Genomic DNA, 20,852 nt, shown 5'->3' with positions numbered 1-20,852 from the left:
CCGTTTTAAAGGTTAAAAATTAATTATTCAGCGGCTACGCGCCAGATGGTGTTGGCAGCGTCATCTGCTACCAGCAGGGCGCCATCTGCCGCTACGGCCACTCCTACCGGCCGGCCGTATACGTCGCTTGTTGCTGCATCTGCGATGAAGCCGGTGAGAAAGTCTTCCGCAGGCCCTGACGGTTGCCCTTTTTGAAAGGGCACAAACACCACCTTATACCCTGCCAGTTGTGAGCGGTTCCAGGAGCCATGCTGCCCTATAAAAGCGCCTTGCTGGTATTTGCCAGGGAAAGCGCTGCCGCGGTAAAAAACAAGTCCTAATGAGGCCGTATGTGCGCCCAGCGGAAAATCAGGTACGATCGCCTTTTTTACAGAGTCAGGCTGCGTTCCTTTCAGGCGTGGGTCTTCATGCTGACCGAAATAAGAATAGGGCCAGCCATAAAAGCCGCCTTCCTTTACGCCGGTCAGGTAGTCCGGCACCAGCTCATCGCCCAGTTCATCCCGTTCATTGACCACGGTCCACAGGGTATTGGAGCCGGGCGCCCAGTCCATGCCAACGGGGTTGCGGAGACCACCTGCATATATCTTTTCATCGCTGCCATCAGGATTGACCTGCAGGATATTAGCCCTGCGCTTTTCGTTTTCCATGCCATGCTCCGCCACATTGCTGCCGGAGCCCACGGACACATAGAGCTTTGCGCCATCCGGCGAAGCGATCACATTACGGGTCCAGTGATTGTTGTAGCCGCCGGCCGGCAATGCCAATATCGTTTTACCGGCTGCGGTAATTTTGTTGTCGCCTTTTTTATAAGGGAACTGTACGAGACCGTTGGTATTGGCTACATAAAAGCTGTTGCCGAGGATCAGCATCCCGAAGGGCTGGTCAAGCTTTTGCAGGAACGTAAACCGCTGGTCGGGTTTACCATCTTTATTGGTATCTCTTAGCAGGGTGATACGGTCGGCGCTTTTCTGTTCATTCTCTGATGCGGCCTTTCCGGATACTACATCGCCTACTTTCTGTACAAATGCGCGGGTGGCATTTGACTCTGCCACGAAGATATCGCCATCCGGCGCTACATAGATCCAGCGTGGATTTTTGAGTCCGTCGGCAAATTTAGTGACGGTAAATCCTTTCGGCGCTACCGGAGTTTTGTTTCCCGGCCACCCGATAACACGACTGAAATTTTTCACAGACTTGGTCGTATCCGGCTCTGGAAAGGTGTCTCCCGGCACATTTTGCTGGGCCGCGAGGCTATCCGACGCGGGCGCTTTCTTTTGTTGATTATTGCAGGCAAATAAAACCGTAGCCATGAATAACATCCATGTATTTTTAACGCCACGGGATTTTCTTAAGGCTTGTATCTGCATAAAATAATTTTACTGTTCTCCGCTGATATCCTTTTTCTCTCCATCTATCTCTTCCGTGTTCTCTTCTTCCGCATCCTCCGCAGATTGGATCTCCGCCGGCTCGGACTGTTCCTGTTTTCCCAACAGGTCATTTTTTGAAAAAGGTTTTTGTGCCGGTTGCTTATTCTGATCGTGCTGTTCCATAACCTGTCTTTTTAAAATATTAAAAAATCAAATGTTCCTGCTCAAAATTTCGGCAAAATCATGCCAGTATGAACAGCAGCATGAGCCATATGTAAGGACTCCTTCTCTACCGTGGCATAGTATTTAGAAGTGATTTAAATACTAAACCAACAGCTATGATATCAAGAGATGCATATTCCATCAGCCTCTGGCAGGATCACGCAATGCCCTTTGAAGGGAGTAAAACGGCTGAACCGGATAAACTATACGATGTGATCATTATTGGCGGGGGAATTACCGGCATAAGCACCGCCTTTCTTTTACAGGATGAAGGCAAAAACTGTTTGCTGCTGGAAGCGGAAAATATTGCCTATGGCACTTCCGGCGGTACTACTGCGCATTTAAATACATTGCTGGATACTCCATATTATGTGATCCGGAAAAACTTTGGCAAGGAAGCCGCCCAACAGGTATATGCCAGTGTTACAGAAGCCATTGCACTGATAAAACATAATATCAGCAGATGGGGAATTGAGTGTGGATTCAGTGACGCAAATGCTATCCTGTTTGCACAAAATGAGGAGCAGGACAAGGAGCTGGAGCACATTGCAGAAGCCGCTGCCGAGGCGGGGCTTGAAATGACGCCTGTGGACACCATTCCCGTGTCCATTCCTTTTACCAAAGCCATGAAAGCCGGCGAACAGGCAAAGTTCAATCCCCTGCAATATATTCAGGGCCTGGCGCGTGCCTTTGAAACCGCAGGCGGTACCATCCGGCAACAATGCCGCGTAACCGGTGTGGACAACAACGAAACCGTTACCGTTACCACCAATGCCGGCACTTTTAAGGCCAGGGCGGTGATTTATGCCACGCATATTCCACCCGGCATCAACCTGCTGCACCTGCGTTGTGCACCTTACCGCAGCTATGCAATGGCCTTTACGCTGGAAGACGACAATTATCCGGATGAACTGATCTATGATATGCATGATCCTTATCATTACTACCGGACGCAGGAAGTAGACGGACAAAAATACCTGATCGCCGGCGGGGAAGATCATAAAACCGGTCAGGATGAAAATACCGCCCAATGTTTTCTCCGGCTGGAAAGCTATGTGAGGCAACACTTTAAAGTGAAGGCAATAAAATATCAATGGTCGTCACAGTATTATGAGCCGGTAGATGGATTACCTTATATCGGAAGACTTCCGGGCGTGGAAGATAATATCTTTGTGGCAGCCGGCTATGGCGGAAACGGGATGGTGTACAGCAGTGTGGCTGCTTTGTTACTGAAGCGGATACTGCTGCAGCAGAAGCCCAAAAACGAAGCGCTTTTTGATCCCAACCGTATTAAACCTGTGGCGGGATTCAGCCAGTTTATTTCCCACAATGCGGATGTAGTGAAACAATTTATGGGTAAATTGTTTTCCGGCGAACAGCTGGAAGTGCTGGCAGGAATAGCTCCCGGAGAAGGCAAAGTAGTGGAGTATGAAGATCAGAAAATAGCGCTGTATAAAGATGAAGAAGGCAGGTTGCATGCGCTGAAACCTGCCTGCACGCATATGAAATGTGATGTAAGCTGGAATAACGCAGAACATTCCTGGGACTGCCCCTGCCACGGCGCCCGTTACGGTATCAACGGCCAGGTGCTGAATACCCCGGCAGATCAGGGACTGGAACAACTGGATATCTCCTGAAGCATTATATTATAGTATTCAAAAAGGCTGGTTATGAGTTTGGAAAAATACCGTCAGAAAAGAACTTTTAGTAAAACGCCGGAGCCTACCGGCGGGAAAGGTGAGGATCAGCTGCTACACTTTGTTGTACAAAAGCACGATGCCTCTCACCTGCACTACGATTTCCGCCTGGAAATGCGGGGTGTGCTGAAAAGCTGGGCTGTACCCAAGGGACCGTCTATGGACCCGGAAATAAAACGGCTGGCCATGATGGTAGAAGATCATCCGTATAACTATAAGGACTTTGAAGGTATTATTCCCGAAGGCAACTACGGCGCCGGCACCGTGATCGTTTGGGATGAAGGCGTTTATGAACCGGCGGACGATAATGACGCAGATAAGAAACAACAAACAAAAGACCTCCTGCATCAATTGCACAGCGGCAAACTAAAATTTGTGCTCAAAGGGAAAAAGCTCAAAGGCAGCTTTGCCCTGGTGAAGGCAGCAGGCAGAGGAGAAAACGCGTGGCTGCTGATGAAAGTAAAAGACCGTTACGCTTCCAAAACGGAAATTACCGCTAAAAACAAATCGGTCATTTCCGGTAAAACCATTGAGCAGATTGCAAAGCATCCGCCTAAAGTATGGAAAAGCAACCGGGAACCCACCGTTACTAAAACAGCCGCTAAGAAAAAGGCGGCAGCAATACCAGCAGCAGATGATTTTACCGCGCTGTTGAAAAAAGGGAAAACGGCTCCCATGCCCAAAGAAATTAAGCCCATGCTGGCAACGGTTACCTCCAAACCGTTTGATAAAGAAGACTGGCTTTATGAAATAAAGTGGGATGGCTACCGCGCCATCGGGTATCTCAACAATGGCAGGGTGGACCTGCTTTCCCGCAACCAGCTTTCTTTCAATGAAAAATTCAGCGTGATCACCGAAGCGCTGCAGCAATGGAAAGTAAAGGCCGTAACCGACGGCGAAATTGTGGCCGTAGATGAAAAAGGTAATCCCGACTTCCAGGCCCTGCAAAATTATTTTAAGCACGGCAAAAGTGCGCAGCTTGTTTATTACGTTTTTGATATACCCTGGTATAACGGCAAAGATCTCACACACTTACCGCTGGAAGAACGGAAAGCGATCCTGGCGGAGATCATACCGGCGGATCATGACATCATCCGGTACAGCAACCATATCAGCGGGCAGGGCACCGCATTTTATGAGGCAGCCATTGATAAAGGGCTGGAAGGGGTAATGGCCAAAGCTGCCGGCAGCAGCTATATTATGGGCCGCAGAACGGAGAGCTGGCTGAAAATTAAAAACAGTCACCGGATGGAGGCCATCATCTGCGGGTATACTGCCGGCAGGAACAGCCGAAAGCATTTCGGGGCAATTATACTCGGAAAGTATGAAGGGAAAGAGCTGAAATATATTGGTCATACCGGTGGCGGATTTAATGATAAACTACTGAAAGAACTTTTTGCAAAATTCCAGCCGCTCCTTGCACCAAAACACCCGTTTAAAACCAAGCCACAGACCAATATGCCCGCTACCTGGTTAAAACCGGTGCTGGTATGTGAAGTAAAGTTTGCCGAGGTAACGCGGGAAGGCATACTTCGTCAGCCTGTATTTATGGGATTACGGGAAGATAAAAAAGCAGCAGATGAAAAAGAGGTAAAAGTTGTTGCCCCTCCCGCCGGGAAAAAAACATCCTCCCGGAAAAAGGATGCGGGGATATTTTTACCCGATGATGAGAAGCAGGTAGAAATGAAGGTAGACGGTAAGTTGCTGAAATTTACCAATCTTGATAAATTATACTGGCCGGATGAAGGGATCACCAAGCGGGATATGATCAATTACTATGCAGCCGTTGCCGACTATATACTGCCTTATCTGAAAGACCGGCCACAGTCGCTCAACAGGTTTCCCGAAGGCATCAAAGGATTTAATTTTTACCAGAAGAATGTGGAAGATAAGGTAGCCGACTGGATTCCAACCTTTCCTTATACCAGCGAATCGGATGGGGAAACAAAATCATTTCTTGTTTGTAAAGACAGGGCCACGCTATTGTACATGGCTAACCTGGGATGTATTGAATTAAATCCCTGGCACAGCAGGATCCAGCATCCTGATGAACCGGACTATTGCCTGATAGACCTGGACCCCGACAACAATTCCTTTAACGAGGTAATTGAAACGGCGTTGGTGATCAAAGATATTTTAGATGAGATTGGTGCGCCTTCCTTTATAAAAACTTCCGGGTCTACGGGCATGCATATACTTATTCCGCTGGGCGCGAAATACAGCTTTGACCAATCGCGGATGCTGGCGGAGCTGATTGTAAATATTACCAACAAACAATTGCCGGATAACACCAGTGTGCTAAGAACACCCGCCAAAAGGAAAGGCCAGATCTATCTCGACTTCCTGCAGAACCGGCAAATACAAACGATGGCGGTCGCTTATTCGCTGCGGCCGAAGCCGGGAGCAACGGTATCGGCGCCGCTGCGGTGGGAAGAAGTAAAGAAGGGCCTGAAAGTAGCTGATTTTAATATTTACAATATGCCGGAGCGGATAGCAGCGGAAGGCGATCTGCTGAAAGGCTTGTTGGGAAAGGGTATTAACATGAAAACGGTGCTAAACAAATTACAGGGCTTATTATAAGGTGGCCCGCATTCCATACGGGCCACCTTATTTATCAGGGTTTCAGGATTACTTTCACACAATCGTCTTCTTTATGTTTAAAGATATCATAAGCATGTGCCGCTTCGGATAAAGGCAGCTGATGACTTATAATATCATCCAGGATCACCTGTTCCTGCGTTATGAGGCCGAGCAATTTATCAATATACTTTTGTACCGGCGCCTGTCCGAATTGCAGGATCAAGCCTTTGTCGAAGATCCGGTGAATAGGGAAATTATCATACGGACTTCCGTATACGCCCACTACCGATACCACGCCGCCTCTGCGTACCGCTTCAAAGCATTGTTCCATTACTTTGACAGTGCCTTTCTCTACATTGATCACTGCTTTCACCTTATCAAAAAAAGAACGTTCCGCTTCTGTGCCTACCGCGTCCACGCATACATCGGCGCCGCGGCCACTCGTCAAAGCGCGGATGGCTTCCACCGCATCTGTTTCATGCGGATTGATGGTTTCCACTTTGTTTACCAGCCGGGCTTTATCGAGGCGGTAGTTCAGCGGGTCTATCGCAATCACCCTGCCGGCGCCCTGGAGCCAGGCGGCCTTTTGTGCCATGAGGCCTACAGGGCCGGAGCCGAATATGGCCACTGTTTCCCCGCCCTGGAGGCGGCCCCAGTCGATCGCCGACCAGCCTGTAGGAAAAATGTCCGTGAGGAATAATACCTGTTCGTCGGATAAATGGTCCGGTACCTTGCGTGGATTTACGTTGCCGTACATTACACGGACATACTCTGCCTGGCCGCCGCTGTACCCCCCGTAAAGGTCGGTGTATCCGTAAAGGCCGCCGCCCTTTCCTTTCATCATATCTCCTTCCGGGCCGTAGTGTTCGGGGTTGGAGTGTTCGCAATGCACGGGCATGCTATGCTGACAAAAATAGCAGCTGCCGCAGGAAATGGGAAAAGGAACCACCACCCTGTCTCCTTTTTTTAAATGAGTGATGGCCTTGCCTGTTTCCTCCACAATACCCATAAATTCGTGTCCCAGTACCTGTGGCTTTGGTTGTGGAAAAAAGCCATCGTAGATATGCAGATCAGAACCACATATAGCCGTTGACGTTACTTTCAGGATAAGGTCTGTATCTTTTTCCAGTTTAGGGTCGTCTACCGTATCTACACTGATATTGCCCGGGCGGTGAAATACTGCAGCCTTCATAAGTCGTGTCTTTTTAAAGTGAATGGATTCAGTTTACGTCCTGGTTCAGATCACCATCACTGCGACGGCTATCTTCGTTTATATATTCCCGTTCTCTGCGGGAAGCTGCATGTTCCGGCTGCTTTTCGCCGAGAGCTTCCGTGCTGGGTTCGTTTAGTTTGCGCGCGTTGGCGGCTGCTTTGGAAGTGCCGAGCAAGTCGCTCATCCATACATGCATTTTTGTTTTTGAGCCGGAAATAATTTTGCGTTCTCCTTTCATCAGTGCATCATAGCCGTCTTTCGCCACTTCTTCCGGAGGAGCCAGTGATTTTTCACGATAGGTAACGGTGTCTTCCTGGTGTGCCTTGTGGAAGAAGTCGGTATCTGTGGCGCCAGGCAGTAATACCGTAACGGTTACATCGGTGTCACGCAGTTCTTCTGCCAGGGCGGCGCCAAAGGAAATAACAAAGGCTTTGGTGGCTGCGTATACGGACAACAGCGGCATCGGCGTGGTGCCTGCTTCTGATCCCAGCAGCAGGATGCGGCCCATGTTCCGTTTATGCATGTCTCTCAGGTAAAATTTGGTGAGCGACATTAACGCAATGATGTTTAACTGGATGATATCAATATCCCTGTTCAGGTCAGTTTCCAGGAAAGGGCCCCATTCTCCCTGTCCTGCGTCATTTACCAGCACATCGATGCTGATACCCATGTCTTTTGTTTCCGCATAAATTTCAGCCGCTGCGGATGGCATGAACAGGTCTTTTGTAATGGGCGTTACTTCCACTCCATAGGCCGCTTTCAGTTCATCCGTTACTTCCTGCAGCCGGTCGGGGTTCCGTGCCACGAGGATGAGATTGTAACTGTCTGCCGCCAGTAGTTTAGCCAGTTCATAACCAATACCGCTGGTAGCGCCGGTAATTAATGCGTATTCATTCCTGTTGTTAACATTAACGGTTGTCATAGCAAATGAATTAAGTGTGTATAGAATGCTTTTTAAAAATGGCAGCAAAGACGGGGCCGGGTGTGCTGAATGGCACAGCTTTAGTGATTTATAAAAAAAAGCAATGAACCATGGACCCATTCATATCTGATACTGAATTACTGCGTGATATCCGGCAACTGCTTACCAGCAACCAGCAAACCCTGGCGGTAGCAGAAAGCGTAACTGCCGGGCATTTGCAGGTAGCGCTTTCGCTGGCTGAAAAAGCGATGGATTTTTTCCAGGGTGGTATTACCACTTATAACATTGGTCAGAAAACAAAGCACCTGAACATTGATCCCATTCACGGACAAAAGTGTGATTGTGTATCGGAGAAAGTAGCGCTGGAGATGGCGATAGCAGTGGGGCCTTTATTTTCGGCAGACTGGGGCATTGCTATCACCGGGTATGCTTCACCGGTGCCTGAGCTGGGCATCTCAGAACTGTTTGCCTATTATGCTTTCAGCTTCAAAGGGCAGCCCATGTCGCAGGGCAGGTTAAAAGCAGCCGACAACGGAGATCCGGCTGCAATACGGCAATATTATACCCATGAATTATTATTACTTTTTAAAGATGCATTACATCTTCCTTATTCTCCCGTAAAAAAATAATACAAGCGGTTACAAGCTGAAAAATTACTCCCACTCTGTAACCGGTTTTCCCATTGAATGGGTAAAGTGTTCCGCACTCCACAAGGATAGTAATGCGGGAAGCGCTGCTCCGGCACATGGCGTAGTCTTTGAACGACATTAAATAAAACTCAGACTATGGAAAAACAAGCATCAAAACAAAGCACTCCTGACAAACAGGTTAGCGGAGGATTCAGCAGTCATGCCAATACGCAAAGTACTGCCGCACAAAATGCCCGTGAAGAAGAGGATCTTGATACCGGGTTAACAGCAGATGAAGAAGCGGACGAGGAAGTAGAAGATACCGATCCGCCATTAGACGAAAATGACCTGGAAGAGAATAATCTTTCAGATGAAGAAGCAGATAATATTGAGTGGGACCAGGACAAGGAATCCGGCAGCTGATATTATTGTTTCCCTTACTAACCCATTTTTTATTTCATTTTAATTTCTGGAGATGTATACATTAGGTATAAATGCCGCTTTCCATGATTCAGCTGCCTGCCTGGTCAAAGACGGGCAGCTGATTGCAGCGGTAGAAGACGAGCGGTTTACCCATATCAAACACGGAAAAAGACCCATTCCATTTGCAGCCTATGAGCTGCCTTTTCATGCCATTGATTATTGTTTGCGTACCGCCGGCATTCATATCAACGATGTAGATCACTTTGCCTATTCTTTTGATCCGTACCAGTTGATGGAGCCGGAAGTTGCCAACAAAGAAGAGATAAAACTGCCCTTATTTCCGGCGGGAACACTTACCGCGGAAAAGTGGCAATCGCCCTGGGATCCGTTATTTCTGCAGGCCATTGTTAATGCCAGGGGACAATTGAATGATGGTTATCCGCATCACCTGCAGCCAAGTTTTTATCAGGGTAACAGTAACCCCGGGCAGTGGCATCATATCGACCACCACCTCTGCCATGCTGCCAGCGCTTTTCTTCCCTCTCCCTATCATGAAGCGGCTGTAATGACGATAGACGGCCGCGGGGAAAGGGCTACCACCACTTTCAGTACCGGGTCCGGCAATGCGCTGGAGAGGATCAGCCAGGTAAATATGCCACACTCACTGGGACTCCTGTACGAAAAAATTACTACTCATCTTGGGTTTCTTCATTCTTCTGATGAATACAAGGTGATGGCGCTGGCATCATACGGCAAACCTGTTTATGTAAATGCGTTACGCGATATTATTTCCTTGTCTGATAATGGGCAGTACCAGATTGAGGATGTGGACCTGACAGAGATCCTGGGTCCTAAGCGGCGGAAAAATGATCCGTTCACTACGCATCATTTTGACATTGCACATTCCATGCAGCAGGTGTTGCAGGAAAGCGTGCTTTCGCTGGCTTCCTGGCTGAAGCGGGAAACACAAAGCGATACCCTGTGCTTTGCCGGCGGGGTAGCATTAAACTGTGTATTGAATGCCACTATCCGCGATGCAGGCATCTTTAAAAACATGTGGGTACAACCGGCGGCCGGCGATGCCGGCACTGCGCTGGGTGCTGCCCTGTGGCTGGATGCGCGGATGCGGCATCCGGAAGGAAAGGATTTTGTAATGGATCATGCTTACTGGGGTCCGGCTTATACAGATGCGGAAATTGAACAGTTTTTAAAATGGACTAAAACACCCTACCGCAAGCTGGATAACATAGCAGAAGAAACCGCGCAATTGCTGGCAGATGATAAGATCATCGGCTGGTTCCAGGGCCGGATGGAGTTCGGTCCGAGGGCGCTGGGCAGCCGCTCCATTCTGGCTTCTCCCCTGCATGAGGATATGCAGGCCCGCCTGAACGAAGTGAAAGACCGGGAGGATTTCCGGCCGGTAGCGCCGGTGGTGACGGAAGAAGATGCCGCTGAATGGTTTGAGGGAGCGAAGCAATCGCCCTATATGTTGTTTGTATACCCGGTGAGAAAAGACAAGCAGTCCCTTATTCCGGCCGTTACGCATGTGGACGGCACCGCACGTATCCAAACCGTAAATGAAGCCCAGCATCCGGCTTATTACCAGCTTTTACAGGCGTTCAAAAAGAAAACAGGTGTGCCGGTATTAATCAATACTTCTTTTAACACATTGGGTAAGCCTATTGTATGTACCCCCCGGGATGCACTGGAATGTTTCTGGTCGTCGCCTTTTGATGCACTGGTAATAGGTTCCTTCCTGGTTGAAAAATAAATAACAGATGAAGAAAGAAATAAAGATCTCCGTAGTGATTCCAACCTATCGCAGACCGGAGCTGCTGATGGAATGTATTCATGCGCTGGCGCGGCAGCATTTCGACAGGGCGGATTTTGAAGTACTCGTGGTAAGCGATGGTCCGGATGCTGCCACCAGAAAGGTGGTATCCTCGTGGAAAGCCACCGGCCTGTTGCAGCTGAAGTACCTGAGCCTGCAGCATAAAGGAGGCCCGGCGGCTGCCAGGAACAAAGGATGGAAAAATGCGGCCGGAAAAATCATTGCCTTTACTGACGACGACTGCCGGCCCGACCCCGAATGGCTGAACCGTATCTGGCAGCACCACCGGCAGGACGAAGACCTGGTGGCCTACACCGGCAAAGTGGTGGTGCCAATGCCCGAACCCGGCGCGATCACAGATCACGCGTACAATACCGCTCATTTATCCGAAGCTGAATTTATTACAGCCAACTGTGCATGTACTAAAAGAGCGCTGGAGCTGACAGGAGGTTTTGATGAACGGTTTACGATGGCGTGGCGGGAAGACAGCGACCTGGAGTTTAACTTTCTCCGGCATGGCATTCCTATCCGTTACCTGCCGGTGGCGCGGGTAGTTCATCCCGTGCGTAAAAGTTCGTGGGGAAGCAGCCTATGGGACCAGCGCAAGGGTATTTTCAATGCGTTACTTTTCAGGAAATACCCATCCTTTTATAAGGCCAGGATCAAGCAATCGCCCCCGCTGAAGTATTACATTATGGCCGGCAGCCTGCTGGCATTTATGATTTGCTTATTGTTGGGAAATTTACCTGTCGCGGCGCTATTGCTGGGTTGCTGGATAGTCACGTGGCTGTATTTCACAGGTCAGCGGTTATTACATACCAGCCGTCAGCCATCGCATATGCTGGAGATGCTGTATACTTCTGCCTTTATTCCCATACTGTCTATTTACTGGCATTTTTATGGCAGCATTAAATACCGGGCATTCTTCCTGTGAGTAATTAAACCGGCTGCAGCAGTTTGTTTACCGCTTTCAACACATTTTCCACGGTTGCTTTTTTCAGTTGATGCTTAGGGATCTGTTGATAAGCATATTGCAACAATACATTTTTACTTTGCAGCGATGGGGGAACATCAAAATATAACACTTCACTTCTTACCCGCCAGGGCGTGTGCTGCAAATTTGTTAATGCATACAGTACAATCACCGGCGTAGCCGTAGCTGCAGCGATATGGATCGTTCCCGTATTTACAGAAATTACCAACGGGCTTTTACGGATCAGCAGTGCAAATTCAGCGACAGACAATGTGCCTGCCAGGTTGATAGCGCCCTCACCAATGGCTTCTTTCAGCGCTTCTGCATCTGCTTCTTCACCGGTGTTGCCGGTAATCAGTAGCTGACACTGATGATGTGCAATGATCTGCTTACCTATTTCCACCCACTTATAAAAATTATACTGGCGCTTTGCGTCCTGCACCATTGGATGTATCACGATCCAGGGTTTGAGGTGGTCGGCGCCATACAGTCTCATTTTTTTGATGATGGCCGGCCAGTGCGTTTCGTGCGTTTGCAGGGAGAGCTTTGTGCTCATCACTTTCGCGCCGGTAAAAGCTACCAGGTTAATATCGCGTTCCACCTGGTGATGGACGGTATGCAGCGGTTCCTCATCCGGGATCCAGTGTGTAAGCAGCTGGTAAGGATTTTCGCGGCAATAGGCAAGCCTTAAAGGAATGCCTGCCTCAAAAGCCAACATAGCCGTAGGCAATGGATTCTGGCTGTATACCGTAAAAATAATCGCCGCATCAAAATGTTCTTTGCGCAGGGTTTCCACCAGTTGCTGGTAGGTTTCCGGCGTAGCCACATGATCATGTTTTACCCAGGGCGCATTGAATACAATTACCTGGTCTATTTCCGGTATGTCGGCTGTTACCGGGGCGGCGGCGGCGGAAGTGAGCAAGGTCAGGTGGCATTGAAAAGACTCTTTCAGTGCCCGGAAAGCCGGTGTGCTCATCAGGAGGTCGCCCATATTGTCGAGGCGGATGCACAGGATTTTCTTGCAGTCGTTCCAGTGTATATTCATAACTATTAAGCGGGATGTGATAGTTGCCGGTCGGATATTTTCCTGATAATAGCGGTGGTAGAGCGGTCTTTTACCAGTGGCAGCAGTACTATCTCCCCGTGTTGCTCTTCCACCAGCCTGGCTTCCGGCAAATCTTCCAGTGAATAATCTCCTCCTTTTACAAACACCTGCGGCCGCAAAGCTGCAATCAGTGCAGCGGGTGTGTCATCTGTTATATCCCCGAAAGGTACAATGTGCGTTACTGCCCCAAGACCAGACAACACCTGCATCCGTTCTGCGAGGGTGTTCACGGGTCTGTCGCTCCCTTTCAGGCGGCGGATGCTTTCATCGGTATTTATCCCGACAATGAGCACATCGCCCAGTTCCCTTGCGCGGCAGAGGTAATTAACATGACCGCTGTGGAGGATATCGAAACAGCCATTTGTAAATACTATTTTGCTGCCGTTGTTGCGATAGAAACTCCCCAGCGCTTCAAGTGTATCCGTATCCGTGAGCACCTTACCATTGAGCGCTGCGGCGGCCAGCAATTCTTTGGATGTACAAAAAGCAGTGGTAGCTTTGCTAACGGCAATGGCAGCGGCCATGCCGGCTACTGCAGCCGCTTTTGGGGCATCAGCCCCATGCAGGCACGCTACCGTAAATGCGCTGATATAACTATCGCCGGCGCCGGATACCTGTGGATGCAATATTTTTTGTGCGGGTGTATGCAGCAATAGCCGGTCCCGCTCAAAGATCAGTGCCCCGGCTTCATCCAGCGTTACGGCAGTAATATGTGCGCCGGTGGCGTTGAATATTTCCTCCCCGGCCTGTTGCAGGATGTCCAGCCTGTTTGTTCCGTTGAGGCGGAGTTGCAGCAGCCGGGCAATTTCATCGCTGTTAGGTTTTACCAATGACGGATGCAGGTCCCGGTAAGCAGTGAGGTTTTTTGCATCTATGGCAAGAAACGGCTGGTATCGTTGCTGCAGGCGTTCCAGGGCAGTGATGATGCGGGGCGTTAACAACCCTTTCTGGTAATCTGCCAGCAGTACGGCGTCGAAGCCGGCGTATATCCGTTCCAGTTGGTCAATCACCTGGTCTTCCGTTTCCCGGCTGATAGTTGTTTCCGTACCCGTATCATACCGCGCGATCAACTGTGTGCCTGCCAACAGGCGGGTTTTGCAGATCGTGCGCCGTTCAGGCGGTGAGAACAGTAAGGGGCTGATGTGATGCCTGCTGAGAAGTTGCTGTATCTGCCGGCCTGCTGCGTCATTTCCGGTGATGCCGAGGCAAGTAACCTCCGCGCCAAAGCCAGCCAGGTTGATAGCCGTATTGCCGGCCCCGCCGGGGGCGTATTGCCGGCTGTTGACCTCCACCACCGGTGCGGTGGCTTCCGGGCAAAGACGATGACTTTCTCCTTTCATATATACATCAAGCAGCAGGTCTCCTATCACCAGTACGGATAGCTTTTTTTCTGCTGCACAAATCTGCTTAATAAGTAAGTCCATAAACAGGGTTCTTTGAGTGTTCGATAATAATATCTGTCGCCGCCGGCCAGGAGTCTGCCCGGTATAACGGGGTCCTGCTGGCATCCATCCGCCATTCGGTTTCATGGCCGTTATCCAGCAGCAGGGTTTTGCATCCTGCCCGGTTGCCTGCTTCTATATCGTTGAGGATATCGCCTATCATCCAGGACGAGGGCAGGTGAATGTGGTGATCTTTGGCTGCGCCCAGGATCATACCGGCGTTAGGCTTCCTGCATTGGCAGTTAACCCGGTATCGTTTAAGTGCGGCTTCCGGGTGATGCGGGCAATAGTAACATCCGTCGAGCCAGGCGCCTTCATCACGCAGCAGGCTGTTGATGTAATTAAAAACACCTACCAACATAATTTCGCGAAAATAGCCGTGTGCCACACCCGCCTGGTTGGACACCAGGATCAGTGCAAAGCCCGCTTCCCTTAATCTCCGCAGAGATACTCCTGCAAAAGGTTCCAGCGTTATCTTTTCAGGGTTTACGTTGTACGGTTCGTCATGGATCAATGTGCCGTCTTTATCAATGAATATGGCTTTTTTCATACTGCTCTTTTTATGGTATCTGCTTCACTTCTCCTGCTGCTTCGCGCCAACACCTCACCATAAAGTTTGTGCATCCTGGAGGCTACCTGCTGCCAGGTAAACAATTTGCGTACTCTTCTTACTGCCTGCTCTCCCATTTCATTTAATTTCTCAGGCGCCTGTAACAGCTGGCTGACGGCGGCAGCCAATGCCTCCGGATCTTTCGGTGGTACCAGTTTACCGGTAACGCCATCGGCTACACTATATTTGATACCACCTACGTTAGCGCCAATCACCGGCGTTCCGCAGGCCATGGATTCCAGCGGGGTGATACCAAAGGGTTCGTACCAGGGTGTGGTGATAAAGAGGTCTGCTGCAGAGTAATAGTACTTCAGTTCATCCCTGTTTTTATGTCCTGCAAACTGAATACCGGCCGTTACGCCTAGTTCCTTTGCCAGCATTTTCAGCCGCTGGGCTTCATGATTATGTTGGGTGGGATTGGCGTCGCCGCCCACTACAATGAGCCGGATGTTATGCTGGCGGCAGCTCAGTTTTGATAACGCCTGGATGACGTTGTCGATTCCCTTACGGGGAACGATACGGCCTAGCTGCAGCAGTATTTTTTCTTCTTTGGGTAGCCGCAGCATAATGCGGGCCAGTTGCTTATCTATAGGAAACAGTTCTTCGAGGTTTACGCCACATGGGATAACAGCAATCTTATCTGCCGGTGCATCATAGTATTTCAGCAAATCTTCCCGGTCTTGCGGACATTCGGCCACAATACCGTCTGCCATCAGCATGGCTTGTTCCTCTATAGCCAGCCGTTCCGGCGGGAACCGGTCATTTTCTCCCTGGAACAATTGCCGGATATGACCTAAGGCATGGAAAGTAACTACATAAGGAATACGTAATAAACCTTTTATTTCCATTGCCACCAGGGCAGACATAAAGAAATTGGCGTGTATAAGCTGATAGTCGATTTCTTCTTCCTTCATAAATCTCAGCATGTCTTCTCTGAAGGCAGCCATATAGGGCAGCAGCTTTTCCTTTTCGATCACTTCCGGCGGACCTGCATCTACATGAATGATCCTGATTCCCTGCCGCCATTGTAAGCAGCGGGGATAATCACGGTTCTCCCTGCGGGTAAAAATATCTACCGCATAACCTTTCTGGGTAAGCTGTCTTGCCAGTTCCGCCACGTACACGTTTTGTCCGCCTGCGTCTACTCCGCCCAATATGGCCAGTGGAGAAGCATGCTCGCTGATAAATGCTATCCTTTTCATACTATTAGATTTTATCGAATTAGTTGAATGCTACTTTCAAAAAAATCAATAATAGCACCAACCGGATAATGTGAACAGGTTAGCGTTTTCAACGGCACGGCAACCGGATTTCCTGAGCCCGATTCAAACGCCTGTGTTGTAAAGCGCTTCAAAGAAAAACAGCCTGCTGGCGTAGAATATAGCAAGATCGGGCGTTGGGGCGTTTCCGGGATAGAATAAAATTCACACAACAAGCATTAATCTCTACAAAGTATCCATATGGTTCTAAAAAAAATGGATGCATATTTAAGCATCCATTTTTTTTTGCTACGATCTGTTATTCTGTTGTATGGCCTCCCATATCTGTTGAACAATGTACCCGCCTTCCATTTCCGTAAGCCTGGGAGAACAGGTAAAGCCATCCCCGTTTTCCATCAGCATGAGGTTATCAGGCACAGCATGATGAAACAGTTCACCCAGGTTGTCGTTCAGTAAGTAGTACACGGAATGGCCGTTGTAAGTGTCCGGCTGAATGTCCAGCGAATATGAACGGCCATTTACAGTGGCATTTAGATGCTGTATCATAACAAAGATTTATGAAATAACCACAAGTATTGCACCAGTACAACTGGCATGTTTCTGGCCGTTAGCATCTGTTAAAAAACAGTATGAGCAACCAGATTAAAATGATGGCGGAATACGCAGACAGCATCCGATTCAGTTCGTTGCCTGCGGCGATTACAAAACAGCTGAAGATACATTTACTCGACAGCATGGCTTCTTTCATATTCTCCACCCGGGAAGATCTTCCACAAAAAGTAGCGCAGGGGCTCAGCAGGTTGTCTGGTATACAAGCGGCTGACTTCCCGTTACAACTGCCTCCTAACCTCGCTGCGCAGTATTATACCACGCTGATCAGGTACCCGGATTTTATGGATAACTTCCTGGCCAAGGAATCTACCTGTCACCCCAGTGATAACATTGGTGCATTGTTAGCCGCCTGCCACGTAAAAGAGATCAGTGGCGCCGACTTCCTCGCTGCGATGGCCGTAGCCTATGAAATGGAATGCCGGCTTACCGAGCAGCTGCCGGTAATGATCAGCGGGCATGACCATACCACGCTGCTGGCGTTTTCCGCCACTGCCGGAATTGCGAAGCTGCTGCAAATGCCGGTGCCGCAAATGATGAATGCCTTAGGTATTGCCGGCTGCAGCTATCATCCTTTGGTGACCTCGCGTGCTTCTTATACCACCCAGTGGAAAGGGCTGGCTTCCTCTCTTGTGAATGAAGGTTGTATGACGATCTGTGTGCTGGCACAGGAAGACATTACCGGGCCTGTACAATTGTTTGAGATCCCCGAAAAGGGATTTAATGCTATTTACGGGATGAAGCTGGAGTATGACTGGTCTAAAGACCAGTTTGAACTGATCCCACGTTGTTGTTTGAAAACTTATAATGCGGAAGTACATACCCAATCTGCTATTACCGCTGCTGTGGAATTAAGGGAACAGCACCGGATTAACCCGGCTGACATCCGGCAGGTGGAAGTAACCACCTTTCTCACGGCTTATCATATTGTTGGTGGCGGCGAGTATGGCAACCGCACGCTGGTGCATACCAAAGAGCAGGCAGATCATAGTATGGCTTATGTAATTGCCGTGGCCCTGCTGGATGGTGAAGTAACGCCGGAACAATTTTCGCCTGAACGGATTACCCGGACAGATGTACAACAACTATTGCAGAACGTAACCACCCATACCGCATTTCCGCTGCATAAACCGGTTAAGGTAGCGGGTTTGCTGGATCCTTACACAGCCGCTTATCCTGATAAGCTTAAAAGTAGTGTAGCCATCCGTATGAAAGATGGTACAATATTTAAAGCGGAAAAAGAAGCATACAAAGGATTTTATACAACACCTTTCACCTGGGAAGATGCAGAGGAAAAATTCAAAAGGCTCACGCAGGGGCGGATATCCGAAAGCACCGGTGAGCAGATTGTGGCATTGATACAAGACCTTGAACACAGCAGCATCCAACAATTGTTACAGCTAATTTTTAAGTCATGATAACCAGCCATATTCAACGCATCGCTATTTTAAGGGCCTTACAGCTGGGCGATCTTTTATGTGCAGTACCGGCCTTCCGTGCGCTCAGGGCGGCGTTTCCGAACGCGCATATCACTTTGATAGGGTTACCGTGGGCCAACACTTTCCGGCAGCGGTTCTCTCACTACATAGATGAGATGGTGGTATTTCCCGGCTATCCCGGGCTGCCGGAGCAACCGCATGACCCGGTCGCTTTCAGCGAATTTATGAGTCTCATGAGAAAGCGATCGTATGACCTGGTATTACAGATGCAGGGCAACGGCACACTGGTGAACCCCCTGGTGCTGGCGATGGGAGCGAAATACACCGGTGGGTTCTCTCCCAAAGGTACCGTTCCTGAAAGCGGGATGTTTGTTCCATATCCGGAAGACCTCCATGAAATTGAGCGGCACCTGTACCTGCTGAAGCAGCTGGGCATACCAGAAGCGGGCACACATCTTGAATTTCCGCTGACTACCGCCGACCGGGATTCGTTCCGGAGCCTGCAATTACCGTGTGAGGACTACCGGTATATTTGTGTGCATCCCGGCTCACGGGCAGCGTGGCGGCAATGGCCTCCACCTTACTTCGCCGCAATTGCCGACCACCTGGCAGAACAGGGTTGGAAAATAGTACTCACCGGCAGTAATGAGGAGCGCGAATTGACGCTGGCCGTAAAAAGCTATATGCGGTTCCCCGCAGTGGATACTGCCGGAGAACTAAGTTTAGGAGGCATGGCCGTGCTGATAAAAAAATCGAGGGCGCTGGTATCCAACTGCACGGGCGTATCGCATATTGCAGCGGCCACGGCAACTCCCAGCGTGATCATCAGCATGGATGGCGAACCGCATCGCTGGGCGCCGTTGAATACGCATCTTCATTGTACCACCGACTGGACCCGCCACAATGATTTTGACCGGATGCTGATAAAAGCAGATCAGCTGCTGGAGCGTACAGATGCCCGGGTGTACCACCGGGCTTAGTGTCCGTTGAGTGCAGGCACGGCGGAAAAAAGGCTTTCAGGTTGCCACGCCACGCCGGTAACCTGACGGAACACCTGCTCCCATTCTGTTGTAAAGCGTGTGATATTAAACAGGGCATTGGCGGTTTCCTTTGCGCGCGCTCCCAGCCGCATCGCATGTTCGGGATCATTTAACAGCAGTTGCATTTTTTCGGTGAGGTAGTTCACATCTGTATGGATATAGCCATTTTCGCCATCTTTAATAACTGTTACCAGTTCCGTGGTAGCCAGCGCCACCACCGGCATTCCCTGCATCATGGCTTCACAAACTGCCAGCGCTAAACTGGTGTGTCTTACCGGGTGAAAATAAAACCGGTACCTGCTCCGGAAAGCAGGCAGATCGGGATGCAGCACTTCTCCCACCCCTTCCTGGTTACCCATGCCGGCGAGGTCCAGCGGCACCAGCCTGCTTACCTGGTCGTAAATATCCCATCCGAGGGTGCGGCCGCGTTGCCGAAGGTGGTTAATGGTTACCAGTCCGCAAGGAAGATCGCCGCAATAAGGATAAGGAGAATCCGTAACCCCGTGTGTGATAACGGTAACGGGCGTACGATTATTATCCCACATCAGTTTATTGAAATGCGTGACGTGTACCAGCAGCACCATCGGGTCATCCACTACATGCGACTGGTTCACCGGGTGGAGCGATGGCGTGTTGTGTTCCAGGTAAATACGCGGCAGCCGTTGCTGCGTAGCGGATAATACATCAAACTGATCAGTGAGGTAATTTTTTTCCGATTGAAACAGGATACAATCGAATGTATAATGTTTTACCTCATCGAAAGGAATTTCGTGTACATTATTGCCGAAAGGAAATGTTGCTCCCCGGCCATAATACCCTTCTTCTTTGTTTTCCTTCACCGGAATATACAGTTCATAGTTGCCCTGGGACAGGTAGTACAGGTAGCTGCCGTGTACATGCCAGGTAAATATTCTCAGTTTTTCAGCGACATGGTGCATAAGTTGTTTTTTTATGGAAGTCATCAAGAATAACACCAAAACAATGGTCATTTTATTTCCGGGGCGCTTTCTTTTTGGACGTTTTGCGGGACAGCAGGTCTTCCTCATGTTTACTCAATGCGTCTCCGATCGCTTCTTCCACGGAGTGGGATTCTGTCATGGTCATTCTTTTCCTTGTTTCTTCCACCATCACACAATAGTATTTGTGCAGCACATCCAGTTCTTCTTCTGATAAATTTTCCACATCAATCAGCCGGTTGCTGGCTGTTTTGTTGGCTGCAATGAGTTCATTGAGTTTCAGTTGAACTGATTTGGCGTCTTTATTCTGCGACTTCTGGATAATGAATACCATCAGGAAAGTGATAATGGTGGTACTGGTATTGATCACGAGCTGCCAGGTATCGGAGTAGCCGAATACGGGTCCGCTGACCGCCCATAAAATGATCACCCCCAGGGCTACAAAAAAGGCCCAGGGGCTACCGGTGGCGGCGATGACCTTTGTGGCCATTGTTTCAAAGAAAATAGTTTTGGGTTTCTTGTCAGTAAGCGCTTTCATAACATTGCGAGGTTTGGTTTCTCTTCTTTTCCCATA

Annotated in this window: 19 protein-coding genes; 8 read left to right on the top strand and 11 right to left on the bottom strand. The window is 49.4% G+C overall.

Annotation, left to right across the window (positions count from 1 at the left end):
- Positions 1-23: 23 nt before the first annotated feature.
- Positions 24-1,367, bottom strand: coding sequence for a PQQ-dependent sugar dehydrogenase (locus QFZ51_RS15310; protein WP_429046947.1), 1,344 nt, complete (start codon positions 1,365-1,367; stop codon positions 24-26).
- 9 nt (positions 1,368-1,376) lie between these two features.
- Complete coding sequence (locus QFZ51_RS15305) at positions 1,377-1,550, bottom strand: hypothetical protein (protein ID WP_429046946.1); 174 nt, start codon at positions 1,548-1,550, stop codon at positions 1,377-1,379.
- A 155-nt stretch (positions 1,551-1,705) separates the two neighbouring features.
- Between QFZ51_RS15305 and QFZ51_RS15300 the strand changes: the two genes are divergently transcribed.
- Together QFZ51_RS15300 and ligD are read left to right on the top strand one after the other, a co-directional pair.
- Positions 1,706-3,226, top strand: a complete 1,521-nt coding sequence (locus tag QFZ51_RS15300; RefSeq protein ID WP_429046945.1) for an FAD-dependent oxidoreductase — start codon at positions 1,706-1,708, stop codon at positions 3,224-3,226.
- A 33-nt stretch (positions 3,227-3,259) separates the two neighbouring features.
- Positions 3,260-5,866: a DNA ligase D gene (gene ligD, locus QFZ51_RS15295; RefSeq protein ID WP_429046944.1), complete on the top strand. Its 2,607-nt coding sequence runs from the start codon at positions 3,260-3,262 to the stop codon at positions 5,864-5,866.
- Positions 5,867-5,900: 34 nt separating this feature from the next.
- Here the strand turns inward: ligD and QFZ51_RS15290 are convergent, their stop codons facing one another.
- Positions 5,901-7,058, bottom strand: a complete 1,158-nt coding sequence (locus tag QFZ51_RS15290) for an alcohol dehydrogenase catalytic domain-containing protein (protein ID WP_429046943.1) — start codon at positions 7,056-7,058, stop codon at positions 5,901-5,903.
- A 28-nt stretch (positions 7,059-7,086) separates the two neighbouring features.
- Complete coding sequence (locus tag QFZ51_RS15285; RefSeq protein ID WP_429046942.1) at positions 7,087-8,001, bottom strand: SDR family NAD(P)-dependent oxidoreductase; 915 nt, start codon at positions 7,999-8,001, stop codon at positions 7,087-7,089.
- Positions 8,002-8,111: 110 nt separating this feature from the next.
- On the opposite strand from QFZ51_RS15285, the gene QFZ51_RS15280 reads away from it, so the two are divergent.
- The 4 genes from QFZ51_RS15280 (at position 8,112) to QFZ51_RS15265 (ending at position 11,818) form a co-directional block, all read left to right on the top strand.
- The gene (locus tag QFZ51_RS15280) at positions 8,112-8,630 is read left to right on the top strand and encodes a CinA family protein (RefSeq protein ID WP_429046940.1); all 519 of its coding nucleotides are present in this window, start codon (positions 8,112-8,114) and stop codon (positions 8,628-8,630) included.
- 156 nt (positions 8,631-8,786) lie between these two features.
- Positions 8,787-9,053 (top strand): hypothetical protein, encoded by a 267-nt coding sequence (locus QFZ51_RS15275; RefSeq protein WP_429046938.1) that lies wholly within the window; start codon positions 8,787-8,789, stop codon positions 9,051-9,053.
- A gap of 52 nt (positions 9,054-9,105) precedes the next feature.
- Positions 9,106-10,824, top strand: coding sequence for a carbamoyltransferase family protein (locus QFZ51_RS15270; protein WP_429046936.1), 1,719 nt, complete (start codon positions 9,106-9,108; stop codon positions 10,822-10,824).
- A 7-nt stretch (positions 10,825-10,831) separates the two neighbouring features.
- Positions 10,832-11,818 carry a glycosyltransferase family 2 protein gene (locus tag QFZ51_RS15265; protein ID WP_429046934.1) on the top strand — a complete coding sequence of 329 codons (987 nt, stop codon included), beginning with the start codon at positions 10,832-10,834 and terminating at the stop codon, positions 11,816-11,818.
- A gap of 4 nt (positions 11,819-11,822) precedes the next feature.
- On the opposite strand, the gene QFZ51_RS15260 is transcribed toward QFZ51_RS15265, so the two are convergent.
- The 5 genes from QFZ51_RS15260 to QFZ51_RS15240 all read right to left on the bottom strand — a co-directional run bounded on the left by QFZ51_RS15260 (position 11,823) and on the right by QFZ51_RS15240 (position 16,780).
- Positions 11,823-12,902: a glycosyltransferase family 9 protein gene (locus QFZ51_RS15260; protein WP_429046932.1), complete on the bottom strand. Its 1,080-nt coding sequence runs from the start codon at positions 12,900-12,902 to the stop codon at positions 11,823-11,825.
- A 5-nt stretch (positions 12,903-12,907) separates the two neighbouring features.
- Entirely contained in the window at positions 12,908-14,386 is a 1,479-nt protein-coding gene (gene rfaE2 / locus QFZ51_RS15255; RefSeq protein ID WP_429046930.1) for a D-glycero-beta-D-manno-heptose 1-phosphate adenylyltransferase, read from the bottom strand.
- Positions 14,370-14,954, bottom strand: a complete 585-nt coding sequence (locus QFZ51_RS15250) for a D-glycero-alpha-D-manno-heptose-1,7-bisphosphate 7-phosphatase (protein ID WP_429046928.1) — start codon at positions 14,952-14,954, stop codon at positions 14,370-14,372. Before QFZ51_RS15250 ends, rfaE2 begins: the two co-directional genes overlap by 17 nt.
- Positions 14,951-16,216: a glycosyltransferase family 4 protein gene (locus QFZ51_RS15245; protein ID WP_429046926.1), complete on the bottom strand. Its 1,266-nt coding sequence runs from the start codon at positions 16,214-16,216 to the stop codon at positions 14,951-14,953. The genes QFZ51_RS15250 and QFZ51_RS15245 overlap by 4 nt, the downstream gene beginning before the upstream one ends.
- Positions 16,217-16,522: 306 nt before the next feature.
- The gene (locus QFZ51_RS15240) at positions 16,523-16,780 is read right to left on the bottom strand and encodes a hypothetical protein (protein WP_429046924.1); all 258 of its coding nucleotides are present in this window, start codon (positions 16,778-16,780) and stop codon (positions 16,523-16,525) included.
- Positions 16,781-16,863: 83 nt separating this feature from the next.
- Here QFZ51_RS15240 and QFZ51_RS15235 point away from each other — a divergent pair, with 83 nt between their 5' ends.
- Positions 16,864-18,261: an MmgE/PrpD family protein gene (locus QFZ51_RS15235; protein WP_429046922.1), complete on the top strand. Its 1,398-nt coding sequence runs from the start codon at positions 16,864-16,866 to the stop codon at positions 18,259-18,261.
- Positions 18,258-19,262, top strand: coding sequence for a glycosyltransferase family 9 protein (locus QFZ51_RS15230; RefSeq protein ID WP_429046920.1), 1,005 nt, complete (start codon positions 18,258-18,260; stop codon positions 19,260-19,262). Before QFZ51_RS15235 ends, QFZ51_RS15230 begins: the two co-directional genes overlap by 4 nt.
- Here the strand turns inward: QFZ51_RS15230 and QFZ51_RS15225 are convergent.
- Positions 19,259-20,260, bottom strand: a complete 1,002-nt coding sequence (locus QFZ51_RS15225; RefSeq protein WP_429046918.1) for a glycosyltransferase — start codon at positions 20,258-20,260, stop codon at positions 19,259-19,261. The genes QFZ51_RS15230 and QFZ51_RS15225 overlap by 4 nt on opposite strands.
- A gap of 52 nt (positions 20,261-20,312) precedes the next feature.
- Entirely contained in the window at positions 20,313-20,816 is a 504-nt protein-coding gene (locus QFZ51_RS15220; protein ID WP_429046916.1) for a low affinity iron permease family protein, read from the bottom strand.
- Positions 20,817-20,852 lie beyond the last annotated feature (36 nt).

This window comes from Chitinophaga sp. W3I9 (assembly GCF_050434025.1).
Taxonomy (GTDB): Bacteria; Bacteroidota; Bacteroidia; order Chitinophagales; family Chitinophagaceae; genus Chitinophaga.
The sequence above is the reverse complement of the archived record's forward strand: the minus strand, read 5'-3'. Positions and strand labels throughout refer to the sequence as shown.